Origin of the sequence: Marinobacter nauticus ATCC 49840 (genome assembly GCF_000284615.1) — a bacterium.
GTDB classification, from domain to species: domain Bacteria; phylum Pseudomonadota; class Gammaproteobacteria; order Pseudomonadales; family Oleiphilaceae; genus Marinobacter; species Marinobacter nauticus.
The window spans coordinates 1,354,274-1,378,304 of the sequence record NC_017067.1 but is presented as its reverse complement, the minus strand read 5'-3'; the positions used below and the strand labels follow the sequence as shown (position 1 = coordinate 1,378,304).

Sequence of the window (24,031 nt, the reverse complement as noted above, 5' to 3'; positions counted from 1 at the left end):
CTCTTACTACGTTCTTGTACGGGCACGCGTGCCGGTGTTTTATTCTGTCGCCAACGAGGCTCAGGCACCTTCGGCGACTGCCTGTGCGCTCTGCACAGCCTTAAGCCGTTCTACGCCCAGGCGCACCAACGGAATGGCCTCCGCCCTCTGGAGATCTTCCGGTATCTTCTGGCCATCGGTGTACCAAGCCACCGGTAAGCTGGTCTCCATAACGAACCCGAGCGCTTCGCCCAGGGTCAGGGCCTCATCAATCTTGGTCATGATGCAGCCTGCAAGGTTTGCCATCTTATAGCAATGCCACACGGATTTCATGATACGTGGCTGACTGGTGGCGGAGACCACCAGATGTGTACGGATATTGTGATCGCTGCGAGCCAACTCCGCCAGTTGTTCCTGGTAACCGCGGTCGGCACTGGTCAGGCCGGCAGTGTCAATCAGCACCAGGTGTCGATCCGATAATTCATCAAGAATGTCATCCAGGGAATGGCTCTCATCCACCACACGCACGGGCACATTCAGGATGCGGCCGAACACGAACAGCTGCTCATGAGCGGCCACACGGTAGCGGTCGGTGGTGACCAGGGCCAACGAATCCGGACCATGCTCCAGCACGTATCGAGCCGCCAGCTTGCCAATGGTGGTGGTTTTGCCAGACCCGGTTGGCCCGACCAGGGCATAGATACCGCCGGCATCAAGCCAGTCTTCGCGACCGGTACGAACGCCGGTCGCCAGCATTTTCAGTGACTGCTTCCAGCCGTCCTCCAGACGCCCGGCCCGGTGCCGACGGGACAGAGAGCCGGCCAGCTCCGCGCCCAAACCGAACTCCTGCAGGCGCTCGGCCAATCGTTGCTGAACTGCGCTGTTGCCGGTCGGCGTGGCAGTTGCAGCCTTACCACTGACCAGATCACGCAGAGAGCTGATTTCGGCACGCATACTGGCCAGTTCATCGGCATAGCCACCGGCGCCGGATTCGCTACCCGCAAACGGCTTTGCCAGCGCTTCATCACTGGGACGTGACGCCGGAAAATCGGCAGTCTCGAAAGACAAGGACGACGCCACGCCACCTGAGGCGCCACTTCCTGCGCGCTTTTCCCGAACCTCACGAATGCGACTGCGGGACCGGTTCAGCTCCTCTTCCAGCCGACGATGCTGCTCGGCCTGCATCTCTGCCAGCCGGGAGCCGTTGGTGGCTTCAACCGCCCTATCGCCAAGACGCTGACGCGCCATGTTTTCGTCGTAGTCGAGTGCCGTCACGATCTCAACACCACCATCAACCCGGCGGTTAGACAGAATAACGGCATCCGGCCCCATTTCGTGGCTTACCTGCTTCAGGGCCTCAGCCATGGACTGCGCAAAAAACCGTTTTACTTTCATGCTGTTTCATCCTCCCACCGGCAAGCACTCTGGCTCCCCGCGATGCTCCGTCGGTTTATTGACCCACAGAAGCGACTATCGTGATCTGTTTGTTATCCGGGATTTCCTGGTAAGAGAGCACATGCAAACGCTCTACCCCGTAGCTGGCAAACTTCGCCAGTACTGGCCGCAAGGGCCCAGAAACCAGCAGGATGGCGGGCTTGCCGAGCATTTCCTGGCGCTGCACGCTGTCCTGAAGGGATCGTTGCAGCTTTTCCACCATGTTGGGCTCAAGCACCAGACCAATGTCATCCTGACCGCCGGATTGTTGACTCTGCTGAACAGACTTCAGCAATAACTGTTCCAGGTCTGGATCCAACGTGATAACAGGGATTTCGGCGTCGTTGCCACAAATACTCTGAACAATCATCCGGCGCAGCGCCTGGCGGGCTACCGTGGTCAGTACTTTCGGGTCCTGACTCTTTGGATGCACGTTCACGATGGCCTCGGCAATGGAGCGCATATCCCGCACCGGCACTTCTTCTTTCAACAGGTTCTGCAAAACTTTCAACAGGATGCTGATGGAAATCGTGGTCGGCACCAGTTCCTCCGCCAGCTTGGGCGAAATCTTCTCCAACTGGTCCAGCCACTTCTGGGCTTCTTCGTGGCCAATCAGTTCATGAGCGTGTTTCTGCAGGATCTGATTCAGATGTGTCGCCACCACGGTACTCGCATCCACCACGGTGTAACCCAGGGTCTGGGCCTGATCCTTCCTGTCGGACTCAATCCAGATGGCGTCCAGGCCGAAGGCGGGGTCCTTGCCGGCAATGCCTTCAACTTTGCCAAACACCTGCCCCGGATCAATGGCCAGCTCCCGCTCCGGATGGATCTCGGCCTCGGCAATGGTCACGCCCATCAGGGTAATCCGGTAGACGTTCGGCATAAGATCCAGGTTGTCGCGAATGTGCACCGAGGGCATGAGGAAGCCCAGATCCTGCGAAAGCTTCTTACGAACCCCCTTGATCCGACTGAGCAATTGTCCACCCTGGGATTTGTCTACCAACGGAATCAGGCGGTAGCCTACCTCCAGCCCGACAATGTCCACCGTGGCCACGTCATCCCATCCGAGCTCGCGGGTTTCTCCCGGCGCCGGCAGTGCCTGCCCCTCGCCACCCGGACGATCCGGAGAGATTTCCGCACCCTGCCGGGCCGCACCACCAGCCATGCCGCCACGGCCAACAAAACCACCTTCATCCTCAACCGTTTGCTGCTGTTTCTTCCAGATAAACCAGGCTGCGCCAGCGGCCAGCAAACCAAGGCCGAGAAACGCGATGTGGGGCATCCCCGGAATCAGGCCAAGCAGAATCAGGATACCGGCCGCAATGCCCAACGCTTTGGGAGCGCTGAACATCTGCTGAATGATCTGGCCACCCATGTCCTGGCTGGAGGTGACCCGGGTAACCATGATGGCGGCAGACGTGGAGAGCAACAGCGAGGGAATCTGGGCAACCAGACCATCACCGATGGTCAGTAACGCATAGCGCTCCATTGCCAGACCAAAATCCAACCCGTGCTGCATCATGCCGATAGCCACACCACCAACGATGTTGATCGCCAGGATCAGCAAGCCTGCAACGGCATCGCCTTTCACAAACTTCGAGGCGCCGTCCATAGAACCGTAAAAGTCCGCTTCCTGAGCGATTTCCGAACGGCGTGACTTCGCCTCGTCCTGATTGATCAGCCCGGCGTTCAGATCGGCGTCAATCGCCATCTGCTTGCCCGGCATGGCATCCAGAGTGAAGCGGGCACTGACCTCAGACACCCGGCCGGCACCTTTGGTGACAACCAGGAAGTTGATGATCATAAGGATGGCGAAAACCACCAGACCAACAGCGTAGTTTCCCCCAATCAGGACTTCACCAAAGGACTCGATGACTTTACCGGCAGCATCACCGCCCTCATGGCCGTTCAGCAATACAATCCGGGTGGACGCCACGTTCAGGCCCAGCCGCAACAGGGTGGCCACCAGCAATACCGTGGGAAACGAGGCAAATTCCATCGGCCGCATGGCGTACACACAGACCAGCAGAATGACGATGGACAGAGTGATATTGAAGGTGAAGAACACATCCAGCAGGAACGCAGGCATGGGCAGAATCATCATGCCAAGCAGCCCCATCAGCATCAGGGGGATGCCGAGGTTCCCCCGCGTCAGGGATTTGACGTTGTTAAGGACTAGAGCTCTGTCCATGCCGGGTCTGTCTCCACGTATCTGTGCCTGCGGGCATTTTCCGGGTCGAAAATCTGACACCAGGGGTCGCTTTCCGGGTGGTATCGCAAGAACCGTACCAGCCCTTGCAAAATTTGACGTCTGCGCACCTTTCAACGCCTGACGCAGCGGCCCAGATACGGTATCCTTTCGCCATTTGCATTATCCCGATTCAAGCCAGAAACCCGAACACACAGGTGACCCCATGCCGATCCATGAAGTGAAGCACCCTCTGATCCGCCACAAGCTCGGCCTCATGCGCCGCGCCGACATCAGTACCAAAAACTTCCGAGAGCTGGCACAGGAAGTTGGCGCGTTGCTGACTTACGAGGCCACCAAAGACTTCAATCTTCAGGAAAAAACCATTGAGGGCTGGGCCGGCCCGGTCTCCGTGGAGCAGATCCACGGCAAGAAGGTAACCATCGTGCCCATCCTACGTGCCGGTCTGGGCATGCTGGACGGTGTCCTGAGCCTGATTCCAGTGGCCCGGGTGAGCGTGGTTGGCCAGATCCGCAACGAAGACACCCTCGAAGCGGAAACCTACCTGGAAAAACTGGTAGGCGAGCTGGATCAGCGCATGGCCCTGATCATCGATCCGATGCTGGCTACCGGCGGCTCCATGATTTCCACCATCGATTTGCTCAAGAAGGCCGGCAGCACCGAAATCCGGGCCCTGGTTCTGGTGGCTGCGCCGGAGGGCGTGGAAAAGGTTCTGGAAAAACACCCGGACGTGTCCATCTACACCGCATCGGTGGATGAGCGCCTGAACGAGAAAGGCTACATTCTGCCGGGCCTGGGTGATGCCGGCGACAAGATCTTCGGCACCAAGCAGAAGGACGTCTGAGCATGCAGGACCATAACAACGATCCGGTATGGAAACAGGCTATTGCCGGTTCCCAGATGCTGCTGGTGGCTTTTGGCGCCCTGGTACTGATGCCACTGATTACCGGCCTGGACCCGAACGTCGCGCTGTTCACTGCCGGCCTGGGCACTCTGATTTTTCACATTGTCACCGGTGGCCAGATCCCGATCTTCCTGGCTTCATCGTTCGCGTTTATCGCGCCGGTGCTGGCCTCCAAAGGCCGCTTTGGCCTGGAAGAAACCCTCGGTGGCCTGATGGCCGCAGGCATTCTGTATATCATTCTGTCCGGGGCGATTCGCCTGCGTGGTACCGGCTTCATTACCCGGCTGCTGCCTCCGGTGGTGATTGCACCGGTCATCATGACCATCGGCCTGGGGTTGGCTCCGGTAGCCGTGTTTATGGCTACGGGCAAAACCGGTGACGGCCAGACTCAGCTGGTGCCCTACAACACTGCCATATGGATTGCCATGATCTCTCTGGCCGTGACCATCATCATGTCGGTCTGGGCCAAGGGCATTTTCCGACTGATCCCGATCATGTTTGGTGTCCTCGTGGGTTACCTTCTCTCTGCCATCATGGGCATTGTTGACACAACGCCGATCCAGCAGGCTGAGTGGCTGGCAATGCCAAACTTCGTAGCACCGGCGTTCAGCTGGGGCGCTATCCTGTTCATGATTCCGGTCGCCATCGCACCGGCCATCGAACACATCGGCGACGTTCTGGCCATCGGTAACGTTACCCGCAAGAACTATCTGGAAAAACCGGGCCTGCACCGTACCCTGCTGGGTGATGGTCTGGCCACCAGCGCTGCCTCGCTGCTTGGCGGTCCTCCCAACACCACGTATTCCGAGGTAACCGGTGCGGTGATGCTGACCAAGAACTTCAACCCGAAAGTTATGTGGTGGGCGGCGGTGGTTGCCATTGTTCTGGCGTTTGTCGGCAAGTTCGGCGCCGCGTTGCAGACCATTCCGGTACCGGTTATGGGCGGCATCCTCTGCCTGCTGTTCGGTTCAATCGCCGTTGTCGGCCTGAATACCCTGATCCGACATCAGGTGGATCTGTCCCAGTCCCGTAATCTGGTGATCGTAGGCGTGACCCTGGTCTTTGGTATCGGCAACATGGCGCTGGGCCAACTGGAAGGCATCGCCCTGTGCGCAGTGGTTGCCATCATCCTTAACCTGATCCTGCCGGGCGAACGGGAAGCCTGGGGCAAGCGGATTCACGAGCACGAATCCAGCTGACCCCGCGGAAAGCAATATCCTGCCTCTATTCCGGTTCGCCGGAATAGAGGGCTTCAGATATCACGCCGCATATCGGGCGGAATCGGGAAGTCCGGCATGCCGGGCTTCGGCCCCCGGCCCTTGCGGAACTGACGCAGCTGGAAGACGTAGGCCAGCACCTGAGCAATGGCCATGTACAGGCCGTCCGGAATCTCTTCACCAATATCGGTATTGTGATACACCGCCCGTGTCAGTGGCGGTGTTCGCAGGACCTCGACCTTGTTCTCCCTGGCAATTTCCATAATCTTGAAGGCCACCTCGTCTGCCCCCTTGGCCACCACCACTGGCGCGCCCATGGTTTTCTGATCGTACTTCAATGCCACGGCATAGTGGGTCGGGTTGGTAATCACCACATCGGCCTTGGGAACGTCCTGCATCATCCGGCGTTGGGCCATCTCCCGCTGGAGCTGGCGAATCTTGCCTTTGACCTCCGGCTTGCCCTCGGTGTCCTTGTACTCGTCCTTGACCTCCTGCTTGGTCATACGGAGCTTTTTCTGGTGATCGTAGATCTGGAAAGGCACATCGATGGCGGCAATGGCAATGGTGGCGCAGGACAGGAAGAAGAAGCTCCAGCCCAGCGTCCACAGCACGTGCTCCATGGCAGGTACGGTCGGCTCTTCGGCAATCGCAAGCAAGTCTTCGGTGCGAAGGTTCAGGATCAGGATGGCGACCGCCATCACCAGGCCCACCTTGGCAATCGCCTTAACCAGCTCGATAAGGGAGCGCATGGAGAACATTCGTCCCAGGCCCTTGATCGGATCCATCCGGTTGAATTTCGGTGCGATGGCCTTGGCACTGAACAGCAGACCGCCGATGCCAATGGAGCCGGCAATGGCGGCAATCAGCAACATCACCAGTATCGGTGACAGCGCCCAGGCCGCCTCTTTGGCTGCCAGTATCAGCTGAACACTCATATGCCGGGTATCAAAAATCGCAGAGCGCTCGATTACGAAGGAGTCGCGCATGATGGACTCAATAGATGCGCCAAGCGACGTACCAAAAATCAGAAGCCCACCAGCACCGGCCAGCAATACCGCCATGGTAGCGAGTTCCTTGGAACGGGCCGTCTGGCCTTCCTCCTTGGCCTTTTCCAGGCGTCGGGGGGTAGGCTCTTCGGTTTTTTCCTGACTGTTGTCGTTCTCTTCGGCCATGGTCAGGGTTGCCCTTGCAGAGCACGCATGAAATCGAACGTTTCCCGCGTGTACTGATCGAAGTGTGGCAGGAAATTGGCGTGTAAGACCCAGATAGCAAACAATCCAAAAATCAGGCCAATCGGAAAGCCGAGGGCGAAGATGTTCATCTGTGGCGCCGCACGGGTCATTACACCGAAAGAGATGTTCACAATCAGGACCGCAGTCACGGCCGGCAATGCCAGCAACATAGCTGAGGCAAACATCCATGAAATGCGATGGGCCAGCGCCCACACACCATCCTGCCCCAGCCCCTCCAGGCCAATAGGCAAGGTATAGAAACTCTCGATGAACACCTCGAAGGCCACCAGATGGCCATTCATCACCAGAAACAGCAAAGTAATGGTGATGGTGTAGATCTGAGCCAGCACTGGCACGTTAACACCATTGGCGGGGTCTACCATGGAGGCAAAGCCCAGGCCCATCTGCATGGCAATCATCTGCCCGGCGATCACAAACAACTGCCAGAGTGCGGTCAGCGCGAAGCCCAGGCCGATACCAATCAGGATCTGCTGCAGCGTGATGACGACCGCGTCGGCACTGAGCGCTTCCACCTGGGGAACGGGAGGGATCATGGGCACAATCAGGATGGTCATCAGTAACGCCAGTCCCAGCCGCACCCTCGCCGGCACCAGTTGAGTACCGAAAACAGGGATGACCATGAGAAAACTGGCCAGCCGGAACAATGGCCAGATATGCTGCCCCACCCACTGGCCGATCAGATCTGCACTGAACTCCGCCGGCAGCATGGGCTCAGCCGATCAGATAGGGAATGCGGGAGATCAGCCCGTTGGCGTGGTCCAGCAAGGTGGTCAGCATCCAGGGCCCGGCGGCAATGATCACGATCAGTGTGATCAGGAGGCGAGGCAGGAAACTGAGGGTCTGCTCGTTGATCTGGGTGGCAGCCTGGAAGGTACTGACCACAAGACCAATTGCCAGCCCCGGCCCGATGATGACGGCAGACAGCAAAACAATCAGCCAGAGCGCTTCTCGCAGTATGTCGATAACCGTTTCCGGAGTCATGATACCTCCTAGATCCCGTAACTGGCGGCCAGAGTTCCCATGATCAGGGCCCAGCCATCCACCAGCACAAACAGCATGATTTTAAACGGCAGCGAGATGATAATGGGTGACAGCATCATCATACCCATGGCCATCAGAACACTGGCCACCACCATGTCGATGATCAGGAATGGTATAAACAGAATAAACCCGATCTGGAACGCCGTCTTCAGTTCACTGGTGACAAACGCTGGCATCAGAATCCAGAAAGACACGTCCTGCGGTGTTTCATACTGAACATCGGCAATCCTCATGAACAGCGCCAGGTCGTCTTCTCGAGTCTGTTCCAGCATAAACTTGCGAAACGGCTGGCTGGCCAGTTCCACCGCCTCCAGTGAAGTCACCTCTTCCTGCAGGTATGGTTGCAGGCCGACCCGGTTCGCCTCTTCCAGCACCGGCTTCATGATAAAAATGCTCAGAAACAGCGCCAGCCCCAGCAAAATCTGGTTGGAGGGTGTGGCCTGTAGCCCCAGAGCCTGACGAAGAATCGCAAAGACCACGATGATCCGGGTAAACGAGGTCATCATCATCAGCATGGCCGGCAGGAAAGTCAGCGCGGTCATCAGCGCCAGGATCTGCAGGGTTACCGAGTACTCCTCGGTGCCGTTCTCGCCGGGCTCAACCGTAAATGCCGGAATGCCGGGCAGATCAGCCTGGGCCAGGGCGGGAAGACAAAGGCCGGCAATCAGCGCAAGCCAGGGAAAACCGCGTTTGAGAATGGCCACCACCATGACGTTAGTCTTTCCTCTCTGGCGCTGACCAGGATTTGCCAATCATGGACTGCAGCTTGCGGGCGAAGTCACTGGAGCCGGCATTGCCGGCATCCACCACCGGCTGATCAAATACATGCAGGGTCCTGATCGTGCTGGGAGTAATACCAAGCAGAATCTGCTGCTGCCCCACTTCCACCAGCGCAATACGTTCCCTGGCACCGATGGCCAGCACAGACACCACCTTGATGGCGTTGTTGTTCATACCGGTCATGCCGCCCATCCGACGGATCAGCCAGGCACAACCATAAATGATGGCCACCACTGCCAGCAGGCCCGCTCCCAGGCTCAGTATCGTCGCCACAGTATCCGGGGCACGCCCACCAGAGGTGGCGATTTCGCCCGCCTTTGCCGTTTCCTCGGCCAACAGCGGCAGCGGAGCCCACAACAGCAACCAGCCCGTCAGTCTTGTCATATTATTTCTGCAGCCGTTTGATTCGCTCGCCCGGGCTGATCACGTCCGTCAACCGGATACCAAACTTCTCATTGACCATGACCACCTCACCGTGGGCGATCAGGGTGCCATTGACCAGCACATCCAGTGGCTCGCCCGCCAGCCGGTCCAGTTCGATCACCGAGCCCTGGTTCAGCTGGAGCAGATTGCGTATCGGAATCTGGGTGTTGCCCACTTCCATGGAGATGGTGACGGGGATATCCAGGATCACGTCGATGTCCGGAGACTCGCCACCACCAGCGCCCTGGTCCGCGCCAAACTCCTCCATGGGCGCGGTGCGCACGTCCTGGCGTTCGGCTTCAGGTTGGTCGTCGCCACCTTCAGCCTCAGCCATAGCCGCTGCCCACTCGTCTTCCCGGGAGCCCTCTGCATCGCCAGACTCGTCCATTGCCGCTTCCCACTCGGCCGCCAGCTTTTCGTCTTCGCTGAGTTCCTGCTCGTCTTTCTTGTCGTCGTCAGCCATTGCGTCCCACCTTCAGTTGTTTCTTTACCTTGGGCAACTTGGCCCGGTCGTGAATCCTCAGCGCCAGCTTACCGTCGCGGGTGCCCAGCGTTGCCTTGTAGATTGGAATACCATTGGCGGTCACCGTCAGGTACTCGGGAATCTCTACCGGAATCACATCGCCAGCTTTCATCCGGGCAATGTCACGCAACGATATGCGGCGCCGGCAGACGGTGGTATTGATGGGCACATTGACCTCTTTGATGTCCTCCTGCAAGGCGTTTACCCAGCGTTCGTCGACATCATCAATATCACTCTGCACACCCGCATCCAGCACATCGCGTATTGGCTCGATCATGGAATACGGCAGTGCGAAATGAAGTTCGCCGCCCCCCCCATCGAGTTCAATATGGAAGGTGCTGACCACGACCACTTCGCTCGGGCTGACGATGTTGGCCATGGCCGGGTTGACTTCCGAGCTGAGGTATTCGAATTCCACCTGCAAGACCGCATGCCAGGCTTCTTTCATATCGTGGAAGACCTGATTCAGTACCATTTGCACAATTCGGGTTTCGGTCGGTGTGAATTCCCGCCCCTCGATCTTGGCATGGCGGCCCTCACCACCGAAGAAGTTGTCCACCAGTTTGAACACCAGCTTGGCGTCCAGCACGAACAGGGATGTACCGCGTAACGGGCGAACCTTGCACAGGTTAAGGCTGGTGGGTACGTACAGGGTATGGATGTACTCACCGAACTTCATGATCTGGACGCCGCCGGTGGAGACATCGGCATTGCGGCGCAGCAGGTTGAACAGACTGATACGGGTATAGCGGGCAAAACGCTCGTTGATCATCTCGAGCGTTGGCATGCGGCCACGGACGATCCGATCCTGGCTGGCGAGGTCGTAGTTCTTTACGCCGGTATCATCGGTCTCTTCATAGGTATCGATGTCACCATCATCCACCCCGTGGAGGAGGGCATCGATCTCGTCCTGTGACAGTAAATCCTGCATACCTGTTCCTGCCCCTAATGTTGGTTATCCGCCCGGTATGATTACTGAACCACAAAATTCCGGAACAATACCCGGTCGATTGCCGGCTCCCCTTCCTGCTCCAGCACCTGATTCACAGTCTGCAGCATGCTGTCGGCCAGCGTCTGACGACCTTCCGGCGTTTGCAACTGCATGAAGTCGCTGCTGCCCAGCACCATCACCAGTTGGCTGCGGATAAGCGGCATATGAACGTCAGCGGCGGCCAGTGCAGCAGGATCTTTGGCTTCGAATGATACATAGACCTGGGCATAGCGCTGTCGACCCTGAGCCTGAACGGTGGTCACCAGGGCTTTCTCAATTTCGGTATAACTGCTGGCGACAAACGCGGGCTCTGCCGAAGTCGTGGTTTCGGCGTCATCTGCGCCGGGCAATCCTCCGCCCAGGAACCAGAGTGTCCCGACCACGGAAAGGCCCACCGCCAGGATAATGATGATCACCAGCATGATGATCAGTTTCAGCTTGCCTTTTTTGGCAGGCGCTTCGGTCGCAGTATTTTCGGCCATAACACTCGCTTGTCACTTTTTTGGCGTCCGGAAAGCTCCGAACAACCTTTCGCTGATGTGATGCAAAGGCCGGGCCAGACAGCCCATCCCCTGTATTCAGAACCGCAGTTTAGCGTTGCCGGAGGGGATGGGCAAAGAAGTCGGAAGACAGCAGGCTGAATTGGTCAGAAATCATCCGGACTCAGGCAAAGACGTCCACTTCACCCCGCCAGCCCAGATCAAGCTGGCCGGTGCTCAACGACTCTGCATCAGCATCGTGGCTGGCCAGTGATGATCCACCAGAAGACCGACCATCGCCCTCACCGGCCTCACCACTCTCGCCACCGGCCTGCTGACCGCCCTGGTCAGAGACATCAAACTGCCCCAGGGACAACCCCTGTTCACCCAGCAGGTCGCGGAGCCGGTGGGAGTGCTGTTCGAGCTGCTCCCTCACCACCGGGTTGGCCGCATGCACGGTGACGCTGGCCTGATCGTTGTGGACTTTCACCTTGACTTCCATTGGCCCCATATCCGGAGGCGTGAGGTGTATTTCGGCAACCGACATATTGCGGGCGGTCAGCCAACTGAGCTTGCCCATGACCTTGTCGCCCCACTCCGCCTGTCCAACCGGCACATCCACCGAGGTAGTGTAGCCCCGGAGCGGAATGTTGGCGTCCGCAGCCAGTTTTCCGGGCTGTGCTGCCTGCTGCGCTGCGGTATCCATTACACTCTGGAATCTGGGATTGGAGAGCAGACTGGTCGGATCAACGGGACGGGCGCTCTCAGCGCTTGTCGCACCGGCAAGCAGGTCGGTTAGCTGCATGCCCGGAGCCAGAGCGGTGCTGCCTCCGCCGGCAGATGTTTGCCCCGGCAGGCCCTTGATCAGTCCGGGGTTGGCCTGAGTTCCTGTGAGCGCCATATTTGATGCCAGGCTCTCAGGTCCGCCCGTACCGGATTGGTTGGCGGCTGCAGGATACAGCGACTGAAGATTGGCGAATGTCAGGGGCATCAGCGGTTCGGCAACGACCAGGGCATCGTCTGCCTCAGTATCGCCGGTATTGCTGGTGTCACTGGCCGAGGAAGGACGGGCCGGTGAATCGGAGTCCGCTACCTGCTTTTGGTCAGTGGGCGTATCATTTTTTTCTGGCCGGGTACCGGAGGCTTCGGCTTTCTCATCGGCCCGGTCGGCCGCCTTGCGTTCCTGCGCGGCATCAGCCTGATCCCGACGTTCGGCGCGCTTGGCATCCATCCGCTTCTGCTCGGCCCTGGACAGCTCGTCAAAACGACTGTCACCGGCCTCCGGGTCCTTCCGGCCTTGCGATTTCGCTGCACCGACCTCTGGCTGACTCGTTTTCGCCGGTGCCTGGGGAAGTATGGTCTGTTGCATGGCAACCTCTTGCCGCTTTAGATCTCAGGTAGCCCCTGTTCGGAGCGTTTTCCTGAGAGCTGCAAAAGCGGTGCCAAACCTTCACACGGGCTGACGTTCAGGCCTCCTGGCCAAAGTTTTGCAAACGTCTAGCCACCTCCGAAAACTCGGCCTCAATCCGTTCAAGCACTGCAGGGGCCTGTTCCAGAGTGGCGTCCTTGCCCAGTTGCTCGGCCTCAAAACACAGGCCTCCGAGCCTGGGAGCACCGATATTGATGCAACTGCCCTTGAAGCTGTGCGCGGTCTTGGCGAAGTGCTCCGGGTCGGCCGTTGCCAGCGCCTCTTTCAGGCCGTCAATGCGTGAACGGGAGTCTGCCAGGTAGGTCTGGATCAGGACATCAAACTCGTCTTCCATCACATCCTGCAGTTCGGCCAGCGCCTCTACGTCAAGATGGGGTTTGTCGTTCATTCGCTATCCTCGTTTGTCGGCACTCAGGCGCCACTGATTATGGCCGCGTCGGGGAACCACCAATCATAGACGATTTCCACGCGATTGCCCCGGCCGTGAACCTTGAGATTTCGCGTCATACGCCGGAGGATCTCAAGTCCCCGGCCCGCGTATCGGCCGGTTGAAGCCGCCTGCTGTTGCATCACTGTGTCAGAATATTCAGTGAAATCAAAACCATCACCACTGTCTTCACAGACAACGGTAAGGGTACCTCCACCCTCCCTGGGCTGATGCTCAAGAGAAAACCGTATGAAATGCCCATCGGTGTTCCCCAGTCTGCGCGTTCGCTCCTGGTAATAGCGGCTGAAACCGCCAGGTGACGTTTTCCACTCTGAGGACAGGGCCAGAACACCGTGCTCAAGAGCATTGTTGTAGAGTTCCGACAACAGGGTGTAGACCTCGCCGCTTCGGCTCCTCAGTCCGGGCACCTCCATACAGATATGCAGTAAAAGCGGCAGGGGGTTGAAGTCTGCCAGTGTCTGTTCCCTCAGCTCATAGACGCAGCGCCAGTCCGCCGGGCCCGTCAACGCCGATTCAGGAATCTTGTCGGGCATTGCTTCTGGCGCCTCGGCCCGGACCATTTGCAGGCAGCAGAGCGTCAGGTCATCAGCCAGCTCTGGCTTCCCGGTGTGCTGCTGCATTCTCTCCAGCAGGGCCTCGAACGGCTCCTGCCCTGGTTCCAGACCCGCCAGAACGCTCAAGACACCTTCCTCGCCCAGGCTTTCACCGCCACTATTGGGCGCCTCGGGGAGCCCGTCGGTCATCATCACCAGCCAGTCGCCCGGTGCCGCATCCAGCACGGTCATGGAGGCCGAAAACTGGTCCGGCTCCCGGACACCCAGCGGCAGATGCCGGGACGGAATGGCGACACGGTCGCCTCCGGCACGCAACAGCCAGCCATCCGGCAAGCCACCATTCCAGACACGCAGGCTGTTGTGTTTGAAGTCAGCCTCAACCATCAAACCACAACAGAACATGCCTACCGGCAGTATTCGCCGAAGCTTGCGGTTAATTTCCCGGAGGACATCCGGGGCGCCAAAGCCTTTGGCCGCCATCCCGTAGAAGATTTCAGCAACCGGCATGGCGCCAATGGCGGCAGGTAATCCGTGCCCGGTGAAATCACCCAGAAACACCAGAGTGCCGCCCCCGGGGCGCTGAGCAGCAAACAATACATCACCGTTGAAAACCGAGAGGGGGGATGCATGGTGGCGGATGTTGGGGGCATCCAGACAACCGGTATGGGCAATATTATCAAACACCCGCCGCGCCGTGCGCTGCTCGTCCAGCATCTGCTGATTCTGGCGCCGAATATGGTCACGCTGGTCCGACAATGCCTGGTGCAACCCCCTCATACGATTAAACGCGTTAATCTTCGCTTCCAGAATCACGCGATTGTAGGGTTTGACGAGAAAGTCGTCGCCGCCGGCCTCAAGACACCGGGCCAGATCACCCGCCCCCGACAGGGAGGTGAGAAAGATGAGCGGCACCAGGCGCTCGCCTGCCAGAGCCTTGATTTGACGAGCGGCCTCCATTCCGTCCATCCGCGGCATCAGGGCGTCCAGCAACACCAGATCCGGCTGGGTCTCCCGGAACAGATCCACCGCCTCGGTACCGTCTTCGGCTTCAATCACGGTATGGCCCAGGCGCTTTACCAGCCGCGCCAGAATCAACCTGTCGCTGGCACTGTCCTCGGCAAGAAGTACCTTCAAGGGAATCGCCTCAGCGAATGCTGAACAACTGCTCGAAGTTGGAAATGGAGAGAATTCGCCGGACATCGCTGTTGCAGTTCTCGATTGAGATGCGGGCGCCATCTCCGCCAGCATGATCCCTTAACAGAAGCAACATGCCCAGAGCAGAGCTGTCGAGGTAAGTGGTGTCTGAAAGATCAATGACGTAGTGGCTGACGGTGGGTTCGCTGTGCTCGTAGGCATCCCGAAAGGATTGATGGGTACTGAAATCGAACCGACCCTCCACGCAGATCGTGAGGGTCTTGCCGTCATCGCTCCGGCGTGTCTCTATAGGCATTCCTGAACCTCCCGGCACATTCCACCAATGACTTTCCTTCGCTGCCAGCCATTGATGGCAAGCTTATCTGGTAAAGGATAGTCAAATAAACGGAAATTGCATCCGGGTTATCTGATGCAGATCACCGGGGACTTCAATTATCGCTGTCGCCGGGCAAAGGCCCGACCGGCAGCTTCGTCCGCCAGTTTCTGGTCTCTGAGATCCTGTTCCCGTTGTTCCTGTTGCCGGCAGGACTCAATGTATTTTTCCATACCACGGCGACGTTCCCAGGCCTGTTGCCACTCCCGGCGCCTGGCTTCAAACACCTGTTCAGCCTGTTGCAGCTGCCGCTGTTGCTGGGCAATCACCTGGTCCAGCTGGGCGATAAAAGCCTGCCAGGCCTGCAGTCGCGCCACAGGAACAACACCCTGCTGGCTCGCGCGGATCTGGTCACGATACTCCTGCTGATAGCGCTCCAGGTTCTCCACCTGTTCGCGGTGCGCCTCCACCTGCTTTCGGGCCTCACCAAGGCGTTCCAACGCTTCCTGTTCTTTCCGCTCTTCAAGGGAGAGGACAACTTCAAGCCGTTTCGATCGCAGCATCAGACATTATCCCGATTGCCGGCGGGGTTCGGCACCGCCGTCTTTCTTCGTTCCGGTGAACGTCGTTCCGGCACTACCGCCATCAGTTGCTCAATCGCCTCCGTGAGAGGAGCACTTTCATTCAGCCCCTGCTGCAGAAACTGGCTCATATTGCCTATGTGCTGAATGGCAAAGTCAGTCTCCGGGTCGGAACCTTTCACATAGGCACCCACACTGATCAGATCACGGGCCTGCTGGTAACGGGAGTAAACCTGCTTGAATCTCTGGGCCCGGGAGAAATGCTCAGAATCAGTCACCTGGGGCATTACCCGGCTGATAGAGGCCTCCACATCAATCGCCGGATAATGGCCTTCTTCCGCCAGCCGCCGGGATAAGACGATGTGACCATCAAGGATGGCCCTGGCAGCGTCGGCAATGGGATCCTGCTGATCGTCGCCTTCCGTCAGAACGGTATAAAACGCGGTAATGGAACCACCGCCGGGTCGGCCATTGCCTGTGCGCTCAACCAGTTGCGGCAGCTTGGCAAAAACCGAGGGCGGATACCCCTTGGTCGCCGGTGGTTCGCCAACGGCCAGGGCGATCTCCCGCTGTGCCTGGGCATAGCGGGTGAGAGAATCCATTAAAAGAAGAACGCGCTTACCCTGATCGCGGTAGTATTCGGCAATTCGGGTGGTGAGCATGGCAGCGCGCAGGCGCATCAACGGCGAGTCATCTGCCGGAGCGGCTACAACCACGGAACGAGCCAGGCCTTCATCGCCGAGAATGTCCTCGATGAATTCCTTGACCTCCCGGCCCCGTTCACCAATCAACCCAACCACGGTAATGTCTGCATCCGTGAACCGGGTCATCATTCCCAGCAGCATACTCTTACCGACACCACTGCCGGCAAACAGGCCGAGACGCTGCCCCTGCCCTACGGTCAGCAACGCGTTGATTGCACGGATTCCCACATCCATGGACTGGCGCACCGGAGCCCGGTTCAATGGGTTGATGATGTCGCCGGTCAGCTGCACTCTGGCCTCTGCCTGCAACGGTCCCTTGCCGTCCAGCGGGTCGCCGGCACCATTCACCACTCGCCCCAGCATTTGCGGGCCAACCGGTACCCTGCTGGCCGAGGCCAGAGGAATCACCCGGGCTCCGGGCTTGAGACCTTCGATGGCGGTCAGCGGCATCAGGTAAACCTTATCTTCCTCAAACCCCACCACTTCCGCTTCCACACTGGTGGCGCTATCACCCTGAATCAGACAACGGTCCCCCACCACCATCGGGCAACCCACGCACTCCAGCGTGAGACCCACCATGCGGGTGAGCCGGCCAGACAATTCTGGCGCAGGCTCGTCGCTGATGGCCCCCTGAAGCTGCCGTAACCGTTCAGCCAGGCGTGATGTCATCGTCCTGGCTCTGGTCGTTGAATTCGTCAGACTCGGATTCTGGTGGTGATGTCATGCCCGAATCACTCAGCACATCCCGGTGAAAATCGGTCAGCTCCCCCATACTGGGTGCCAGCTCCTCCTGATCCGGACCGGCAGGCTCCGCCAGCTGTTCTTCCAGCATACCCTGAACCACCCGCTGGAAGCGCTTCTCCACGGTGTAATCCACCAGACTATGGCGCGATTCCACTTTACAGCCACCAGGCATGAGAGTGTCGTCCTCAATGAGGACCGCCGGTGATTCCAGGCGCTCTGTGACTTCCCGTACCGGCTCGATATCGTCGGGGTGAATATGAATGCGTAGATTGTCGGCGGTAGAGGGCAGTGACGACAGAGCCCGACGCACCACCTGGCGAATCTGGGAGGAATCAATGCTGAGCTCACGGAAGACCACCGCCCGGGCCAATACGGTAGTGAGGTTGACCAGCACCGCTTCCAGCTCATCTTCATGGCGTTCGATGGGCAACAACAGCTCACCCATCAGATGCTCCAGCCGTTCCATCCGGGAGGCAACTTCCTGACGCGTCTGCTCCGCTGCCTGCTGCTCACCCTCGCTCCGACCCTCCGCCTCGCCTGCGGCGTAGCCATCTTTGTGCCCGTCTGCGCGACCCTGCTCAAAGCCTTCCGCGTAACCAGCCTGCCGGCCCTCCTGAAAACCGTCCTCGCGGTCAGCGGCTTGACTTCCTCTTCCTCGACAACCTGGTTTCCGCGCTCATCAAGCAGAGGCAATTCCCACCGTTCCCAGGCGGTCATCTGTTCTTTCGGTATGCGCTTGCTGTCCTGATCGGAATCTTTCATCACATCATTTCTTCGCCACTACCACCCAGCGAGATCTCGCCGGCTTCAGCCATACGGCGAGCAACGGTGATAATGTCTTTCTGGGCCGCTTCGACTTCGCTGACCTTGACCGGCCCCTTGGCTTCCAGATCATCCTGCAGCAACTCCGCAGCACGCTTGGACATGTTCTTGAAGATCTTCTCCTTGACGGCTTCGTCGGCACCTTTGAGCGCCACCACCAGCACCTCGGAGGACACCTCTCGAAGCAGCGCCTGAATACCCCGATCATCGATATCCTTGAGGTTATCAAACACGAACATGAGGTCTTCAATGGTGGACGCCAGATCAGGATCCATGTCTTTGATGGAATCCATCAACGAGCCCTCAATCCCGCGATCCATGAAGTTCATGATATCGGCCGCTCGCTTCACACCACCAATCCGACTGGTCTGGGAGGCCGCGCCACCGGAGAACTGCTTCTCAAGGATGTCGTTCAGTTCCTGCAGGGCCTGTGGCTGAATGCTTTCCAGCGACGCCACCCGCATCATCACATCCAGTCGCACTTTTTCATCAAGTGTGCCAAGAATTTCAGCGGCCTGGTCCGGGTCTAGGTAGGAGATAACAATGGCCTGAATCTGGGGATGCTCGTAACGGATAATATCGCCCACAGCCCGGGGCTCCATCCACTTAAGAGTATCCAGGCCGGTGGTATTGCCGCCAATCAGGATTCGGTCAATCAGGCTCGCGGCCTTGTCATCACCAAGCGCCTGGGTGAGCATCGCCCGGATATAATCGTCATTACCAACCCCCAAACCGGTCTGGCCGCCGACAGCGTCCACAAACTGGTTAAGCACGTAGGTGACGTCGTCCTTGCTGACGTCTTTCATCTGCGCCATGGCGACGCCAACCCGCTGAACCTCTTTCGGCCCCATGTGCTTGAGCACCTCCGCAGCGTCCGCTTCACCCAGAGACATCAGCAGGATCGCTGCCTGCTCCACTCGCGGAATCTTGCGCTGCGGCTTTTTCGGGGCATCCCCCTGCAACTGGCCGTTTTCTTCAGTCATCGACGTTCACCCACTGGCGCATAACCTGTGCAACCCTGGCGGGATCTTCCGCAATCAGGCCTTTGAGTGCATTCAACTGTCTATCATAGCTGTCTGTGGCGCCCGGCAAAAGCAGGTCATCCTGAGACGACATGGCATCGCGTAGTGCCTGCCCGCCTTCGATATCAGCAAGGCCACCATACTCCCCCTCTTCTCCGCCTTCACCACGCTCGCGGCGGCCGCCACCGGACAGCGTCTTCAGGGTGGGGCGCAGCAAGCCAAGCACCAGAATCAGAATGACCAGTACTGCCAATACCTGCTTCATAAAATCCCAGAACCAGGGCTGCTCCCAGAAGCTCGGAGCATCAAACTCCACCGCTTCCTCTGGGGCAAACGCCGTATTCATGACGGTAACGCTGTCTCCGCGGGACGCGGAATAGCCAACCGCATCACGCACCAGCATGCTCAGCCGTTGCAGTTCGGCCTCTGGCCAGGGTTGATAGCTCACCTCGCCGGTTTCCGGGTCGACCACTTTCATGTCATCCACGGCAAGGGCCACGGTCACCCGCTTGACCGCACCCAGCTCCTGACGGGTGTAGCTGACGGTACGATCCAGTTCATAGTTCCGGGTGGATTCACTCCGGACATTCACCGGCGGAGCTGCAGGAGCGCCATCTTCCCCTGGGGCGGCAGTGGCCTGCTCCGGAACCGTCGCAGCCCCTGGCGGCTGATTGGCCAGCGCACCGGGAATGCCACCCTGGGCTCCCGCCACACGCTGCTCAGACAACTCGCGCTCACTGCGCACCGCCTGTTGCTCCGGATTGTATAACTCCTCGGCACGCTCGACCGCAGAGAAGTCGAGGTCGGCGGTGACTTCCGCGCGGTAACGCCCTTCCCCGACAATCGGGCCAATCAATGAGGCGACACGGCGGGTCAGCCGCTCTTCAACCCTGGACGTGTATTCATACTGGTCTTTCATCCGGTCTGTTTCGGCCTGAACCTCATCGCCCGTCAACAGATTGCCGTTCTGGTCAACCACGGTCACCTGATCCCGGTTCATCATCGGAATGCTGCCGGCCACCAGGTTGACGATGGCCCGAATCTGTTCTGGCTCAGGACGACGGCCCGCAAACACTTCAAGAAACACCGAGGCGGTCGGTTCACGGGCATCCCGGATAAACACCGAACGCTCGGGAATGGCCAGGTGCACCCGGGCATTTCGAACACCACGCATGGCGGCGATGGTCCGGGCCAGTTCGCCCTCCAATCCGCGCCGGTAGCTGATGGTTTCCATGAACTGGGACGTTCCCAGACCACGTTCCTGGTCCAGCAACTCATAACCCATGGTCTTCTGGTCGGTTACGCCTTCAGCAGCAAGCTTGAGGCGCGCGTTATAGACCTGTTCAGACGGCACCAGCAGCGCTCCGGTGCGGGGGTCCATCTTGTAATCGATACCATTGCTGTCGAGGATGGTGGTCACGTCCTGCGGGTTGTAGGCAGACAGATCCCCCACCACCGGCTGGTAATTGGGCTCCTGAGCCCAGAGCACCACAGCCACACCCAGTGCCACACTGGCGGCCAGCCCCACCATAAGCCCGACCTGGCGGAGCAGATTCAATCGGTTGAACCCGAGCAAAAGATTGCTACGGCTCTCAGGAGTATCACTCTCCTGGGTAGCCGGCAGGTCAGAGGCGGCGGTTTCCGCGGGTACGCTTGCCATGCTGTTGCTCCGTTATCAGATCGGCATATTCATGATGTCTTCATAGGCGCGCACGACCCGGTTACGCACCTGGGTCAGAGCCTCGAAAGACACGGAAGATTTCTGGGCAGCAATCATTACCCGGGTAATGTCCACGTTTGGATCGCCCATTTCGTAGGCCGTCCTGAGTTCACTGGCCTGACTCTGGACCTCGTGTACATTGTTGACGGCCTTGCCCAGCATATCGCTGAAGCTGGGAACTTCCTGGGTTTCCTGAACCTGTCGTGGGCCATCGATGCGGCCACGTACGGACTGATCCTGTTCAATCCTCTGGTTCTGCATCATCTGGGTACGCAGATTCCGGATCTCAGACAGAACATTATTTATGTCGGCACGTTGAACCATCACTCTCTCCCGGCGGCCCTGTCGGGCCTGTACTTGTTGCTGACTCAAATGAACTGGAAGCAAGCAACAGGCCAGAAACAATTAAACGTTTTATTTCAACGGGTTAATAAAGAATTTAACAGTGGAAGGCGTCTACGTGACAAAGAATTGACAGGAGTGAAACCAGAGCGAAAAAGAAGACCAGGCAGGCGGGCAAAAAAACGGCACCCCGAAGGGTGCCCGAAGGAGTATAAGGTCGACAACAAAGGCCCTGACTCAGGCCATGGCCAGCTCCGCATCAAGATCGATACCGGCATCTCGCATCTGGGCCAGTTTGTAACGAAGCGTTCGCGGGCTGATGCCCAACTGCTCCGCGGCCCGGTTGCGCCTGCCACGCTCTTTCTTGAGGGTCTGGATAATAATACGGAACTCCTGTTGGCGCAGATCATCTCCGAGTGAGCCAATCGCCTCATCAGCCGCTGAATCCGCTTCCAGCCCGGCCTCGGGGTCTGGCACGTCAGCCGCAGGGACCTCCATGGACCTGGCGGAAATGGACGGCTCGGCGGGTGCACCAAAGTCAGCGGCACCGGTAATCCCAAGCTCCAGACAAAGATCGCCGGCGTGGATTACATTACCCTGATGCAACACCAGCGCCCGCTGAATGGCATTGTCCAGTTCCCGGACATTACCCGGCCAGGCATGAGCCATCAGTGCCTTACGGGCATCCTCGGCCAGGGTGATGCCGGTCAGCTTCATCTTGCGGCAATGTTTTTTCAGCAGTGAGCGGGCCAGGGGCAGAATATCCAGCGGCCGCTCCCGCAGAGGCTGCCACCGCATCGGGAACACCGTCAATCGATAATAAAGGTCTTCGCGGAACTTGCCCTCGCGCACGTAGTCCGCCAGATCACGGTTTGTGGTCGCCAGCACACGAACATCCAGCTGAATGGTCTTGCGACCACCGACGCGCTCCACTTCCCGCTCCTGCAACACTCGCAGCAGCTTGGACTGCAAACCAAGATCCATTTCGGAAATCTCGTCCAACAGGATGGTTCCGCCATTGGCCTGCTCGAATTTACCTGGGGAGGCTGCAACGGCACCCGTGAATGCACCTTTCTCGTGACCGAACAGAATGGCTTCCAGCATATTCTCCGGAATAGCGGCACAGTTGATCGCGACAAACGGCTCATCCGCTCGGGGTGACTGCTGATGGATATAGCGGGCCAACACTTCTTTACCGGTACCACTCTCACCGGAAATCATCACTGTGGAATCACTGGCCGCCACTTTCGCGGCCAACTGGAACATGCGTTTGCTGACAGGATCCTCAGCCACCGGCTCATCGCCAGCCTTCTGGCGGCTTCCGCCCACGACCCGACTGACCGCTTCCACCAGAACCTGAGGCTCAAACGGCTTGACCAGATAATCGATGGCACCGGATTGCATGGCAGACACCGCGTGGCTGATCTGGCCGTACGCGGTAATCAGCATCATGGGCAGCCCCGGATACAAGCGCTGAACTTCCGCCAACAACTCATGGCCGGACATGCCGGGCATATTGACATCGCTGACCACCATATCGACCGGCGCCCGGGCCAGGCTTGCCAGCGCATCTTCAGCGCTGGCCGCTTCCCGCACCTGGAATTTCGCCAGTTCCAGCGTCGTTACCAAAGCTTCGCGCAGGTCGTGGTCATCTTCCACAATCAGAATCTGGGCCTTTACCATGCTATGCACCTCCAACCTGTTCTTTAAAACCGGGCTGTCAGAATAGGCAGCCGAACTATCGCGTCGGCGCCTTGCTGTCCGGGGGATGAAATCGAAAACTCGCCCTGATGGGCCTTGACCACAGCCTGCACCACGGCCAGCCCGAGGCCGGTGCCATGGGACTTGGTGGTGTAGAAGGCTTCCATAATCCGACCTGCCTCACCAGGCTCGAACCCGGGCCCATTATCGGAAACCCGGATTTCCAGGCGGCCAGAGGTAGCGGAAACGACGATTGAAACATCGGCTGCCCCCGCCTCCAGACTGTTATTCACAAGATTGGTACAGGCGCCGACCAGGGCATCGCGATTGCACATCAGCCGGCAAGGCGTCTGCACCTGGTTGTCCAGGGTCACCTGCACACCTGGCGCAAGCTTGAGCCCATCAACAGCAGACTCCAGCGCTTCCACCAGGCGCGACGAATCCAGCTCTTCCGCCAGTCGGGTTTCACCGCGGGCGAAGATCAACATGTCACGAACCTGCTGTTCCAGATGGGTCAGGCGGGACATCAGCCGGGAAGCGCAACGTTGACGTAGCTCCTCATCGAGATCCGGCTGGCTCAGATGGCCACCATAGAGAATGGCAGCAGACAGCGGTGTGCGAATCTGGTGGGCCAGGGACGCAACCATCTTGCCCATGGCAGAGAGGCGCTGGGCATGAGCCAGTTGCGACTGGAGCTGGCGCGTTTCAGTCAGATCGGTCAGCAGGATCAACTGACCCGGCTGATTCTCCATGGTACGGATCTCAATGCTGACCCGGCGACCATCCTTCAGGGACACCTCATGGCCATCATCGTTACGGGGCGCGAAACAGCGGCGGATAACGTCAATCCAGCGCTCGCCCTCAAGCGGCTCGCCCAGCAAGGCAATGGCGGCCGGGTTGCTCTGACTGACAGTGCCATGTTTGTCCAGCACCACCACACCCGCAGGCAGGGCATTGAGCAAGGTAGACAGGCGATCTGCCAGCTGCTCTTTCTGCTCCAGCTCCTGCTGGCGCTGTCGCGATTCATAAGACAGCTCACCGGACAGCTGGTTCACCCGAGACTCGAGTGTGCGATAGGAATCGGTAATCTGACGAGACATGCGATTGAACAGTTCCAGCGCAGAATCTACAGCCTCATCGTCCTGCTGTGGAAACAGTGCTGTCACCTTGTCGTTGACATCAGCCGCAGCGTTGGCATCCGGCTGGTGGCGGGACTCCATAACGACATGTGCGTGGCTCATAACCTTTCCCCCTGACAGGCCC

General features: G+C 58.7%; 24 protein-coding genes. 2 read left to right on the top strand and 22 right to left on the bottom strand.

The window, feature by feature from the left end:
* Positions 1–60 precede the first annotated feature (60 nt).
* Both flhF and flhA read right to left on the bottom strand, forming a co-directional pair.
* On the bottom strand, positions 61–1,374 hold the full coding sequence (gene flhF, locus MARHY_RS06335) for a flagellar biosynthesis GTPase FlhF (RefSeq protein WP_014421045.1): 1,314 nt from the start codon (positions 1,372–1,374) through the stop codon (positions 61–63).
* 55 nt (positions 1,375–1,429) lie between these two features.
* A complete protein-coding gene (flhA, locus tag MARHY_RS06330; protein ID WP_014421044.1) occupies positions 1,430–3,604 on the bottom strand; it encodes a flagellar biosynthesis protein FlhA in 2,175 nt (724 codons plus the stop codon).
* Between the two features lie 223 nt (positions 3,605–3,827).
* Here flhA and upp point away from each other — a divergent pair, with 223 nt between their 5' ends.
* Both upp and MARHY_RS06320 read left to right on the top strand, forming a co-directional pair.
* Complete coding sequence (upp, locus tag MARHY_RS06325; protein WP_011785453.1) at positions 3,828–4,466, top strand: uracil phosphoribosyltransferase; 639 nt, start codon at positions 3,828–3,830, stop codon at positions 4,464–4,466.
* 2 nt (positions 4,467–4,468) lie between these two features.
* Positions 4,469–5,725 carry a uracil-xanthine permease family protein gene (locus tag MARHY_RS06320; protein ID WP_011785454.1) on the top strand — a complete coding sequence of 419 codons (1,257 nt, stop codon included), beginning with the start codon at positions 4,469–4,471 and terminating at the stop codon, positions 5,723–5,725.
* Positions 5,726–5,778: 53 nt separating this feature from the next.
* Here the strand turns inward: MARHY_RS06320 and flhB are convergent, their stop codons facing one another.
* The 20 genes from flhB to MARHY_RS06220 all read right to left on the bottom strand — a co-directional run bounded on the left by flhB (position 5,779) and on the right by MARHY_RS06220 (position 24,009).
* Entirely contained in the window at positions 5,779–6,915 is a 1,137-nt protein-coding gene (flhB, locus tag MARHY_RS06315) for a flagellar biosynthesis protein FlhB (protein ID WP_011785455.1), read from the bottom strand.
* 2 nt (positions 6,916–6,917) lie between these two features.
* The gene (fliR, locus tag MARHY_RS06310) at positions 6,918–7,703 is read right to left on the bottom strand and encodes a flagellar biosynthetic protein FliR (RefSeq protein WP_014421043.1); all 786 of its coding nucleotides are present in this window, start codon (positions 7,701–7,703) and stop codon (positions 6,918–6,920) included.
* A 4-nt stretch (positions 7,704–7,707) separates the two neighbouring features.
* Entirely contained in the window at positions 7,708–7,977 is a 270-nt protein-coding gene (gene fliQ / locus MARHY_RS06305; protein WP_014421042.1) for a flagellar biosynthesis protein FliQ, read from the bottom strand.
* Between the two features lie 8 nt (positions 7,978–7,985).
* On the bottom strand, positions 7,986–8,747 hold the full coding sequence (gene fliP, locus MARHY_RS06300; protein ID WP_011785458.1) for a flagellar type III secretion system pore protein FliP: 762 nt from the start codon (positions 8,745–8,747) through the stop codon (positions 7,986–7,988).
* A 4-nt stretch (positions 8,748–8,751) separates the two neighbouring features.
* On the bottom strand, positions 8,752–9,201 hold the full coding sequence (gene fliO, locus MARHY_RS06295) for a flagellar biosynthetic protein FliO (protein WP_014421041.1): 450 nt from the start codon (positions 9,199–9,201) through the stop codon (positions 8,752–8,754).
* Position 9,202: 1 nt separating this feature from the next.
* Positions 9,203–9,703 carry a flagellar motor switch protein FliN gene (gene fliN, locus MARHY_RS06290; RefSeq protein WP_014421040.1) on the bottom strand — a complete coding sequence of 167 codons (501 nt, stop codon included), beginning with the start codon at positions 9,701–9,703 and terminating at the stop codon, positions 9,203–9,205.
* Positions 9,696–10,694 (bottom strand): flagellar motor switch protein FliM, encoded by a 999-nt coding sequence (fliM, locus tag MARHY_RS06285; protein ID WP_014421039.1) that lies wholly within the window; start codon positions 10,692–10,694, stop codon positions 9,696–9,698. The genes fliN and fliM overlap by 8 nt, the downstream gene beginning before the upstream one ends.
* Positions 10,695–10,735: 41 nt before the next feature.
* Positions 10,736–11,236, bottom strand: a complete 501-nt coding sequence (locus tag MARHY_RS06280) for a flagellar basal body-associated FliL family protein (RefSeq protein WP_011785462.1) — start codon at positions 11,234–11,236, stop codon at positions 10,736–10,738.
* Between the two features lie 181 nt (positions 11,237–11,417).
* On the bottom strand, positions 11,418–12,602 hold the full coding sequence (locus MARHY_RS06275) for a flagellar hook-length control protein FliK (RefSeq protein ID WP_014421038.1): 1,185 nt from the start codon (positions 12,600–12,602) through the stop codon (positions 11,418–11,420).
* A gap of 97 nt (positions 12,603–12,699) precedes the next feature.
* On the bottom strand, positions 12,700–13,050 hold the full coding sequence (locus MARHY_RS06270) for an Hpt domain-containing protein (RefSeq protein ID WP_011785464.1): 351 nt from the start codon (positions 13,048–13,050) through the stop codon (positions 12,700–12,702).
* Positions 13,051–13,073: 23 nt separating this feature from the next.
* Positions 13,074–14,798: a fused response regulator/phosphatase gene (locus MARHY_RS06265; protein WP_014421037.1), complete on the bottom strand. Its 1,725-nt coding sequence runs from the start codon at positions 14,796–14,798 to the stop codon at positions 13,074–13,076.
* A 10-nt stretch (positions 14,799–14,808) separates the two neighbouring features.
* Positions 14,809–15,114 carry an STAS domain-containing protein gene (locus MARHY_RS06260; protein ID WP_014421036.1) on the bottom strand — a complete coding sequence of 102 codons (306 nt, stop codon included), beginning with the start codon at positions 15,112–15,114 and terminating at the stop codon, positions 14,809–14,811.
* A gap of 137 nt (positions 15,115–15,251) precedes the next feature.
* A complete protein-coding gene (fliJ, locus tag MARHY_RS06255) occupies positions 15,252–15,695 on the bottom strand; it encodes a flagellar export protein FliJ (protein WP_011785467.1) in 444 nt (147 codons plus the stop codon).
* The gene (gene fliI / locus MARHY_RS06250; RefSeq protein WP_011785468.1) at positions 15,695–17,086 is read right to left on the bottom strand and encodes a flagellar protein export ATPase FliI; all 1,392 of its coding nucleotides are present in this window, start codon (positions 17,084–17,086) and stop codon (positions 15,695–15,697) included. Before fliI ends, fliJ begins: the two co-directional genes overlap by 1 nt.
* Positions 17,067–17,627, bottom strand: coding sequence for a flagellar assembly protein FliH (locus MARHY_RS06245; protein ID WP_226374408.1), 561 nt, complete (start codon positions 17,625–17,627; stop codon positions 17,067–17,069). Before MARHY_RS06245 ends, fliI begins: the two co-directional genes overlap by 20 nt.
* A gap of 295 nt (positions 17,628–17,922) precedes the next feature.
* Positions 17,923–18,966 carry a flagellar motor switch protein FliG gene (gene fliG / locus MARHY_RS06240; protein WP_011785470.1) on the bottom strand — a complete coding sequence of 348 codons (1,044 nt, stop codon included), beginning with the start codon at positions 18,964–18,966 and terminating at the stop codon, positions 17,923–17,925.
* Positions 18,959–20,665: a flagellar basal-body MS-ring/collar protein FliF gene (gene fliF, locus MARHY_RS06235; RefSeq protein ID WP_014421033.1), complete on the bottom strand. Its 1,707-nt coding sequence runs from the start codon at positions 20,663–20,665 to the stop codon at positions 18,959–18,961. Before fliF ends, fliG begins: the two co-directional genes overlap by 8 nt.
* Positions 20,666–20,680: 15 nt before the next feature.
* Positions 20,681–21,049, bottom strand: a complete 369-nt coding sequence (fliE, locus tag MARHY_RS06230; RefSeq protein ID WP_011785472.1) for a flagellar hook-basal body complex protein FliE — start codon at positions 21,047–21,049, stop codon at positions 20,681–20,683.
* 255 nt (positions 21,050–21,304) lie between these two features.
* Positions 21,305–22,750, bottom strand: a complete 1,446-nt coding sequence (locus MARHY_RS06225; protein WP_014421032.1) for a sigma-54-dependent transcriptional regulator — start codon at positions 22,748–22,750, stop codon at positions 21,305–21,307.
* A 23-nt stretch (positions 22,751–22,773) separates the two neighbouring features.
* Positions 22,774–24,009 carry a sensor histidine kinase gene (locus MARHY_RS06220; RefSeq protein ID WP_011785474.1) on the bottom strand — a complete coding sequence of 412 codons (1,236 nt, stop codon included), beginning with the start codon at positions 24,007–24,009 and terminating at the stop codon, positions 22,774–22,776.
* Between the last annotated feature and the right edge of the window lie 22 nt (positions 24,010–24,031).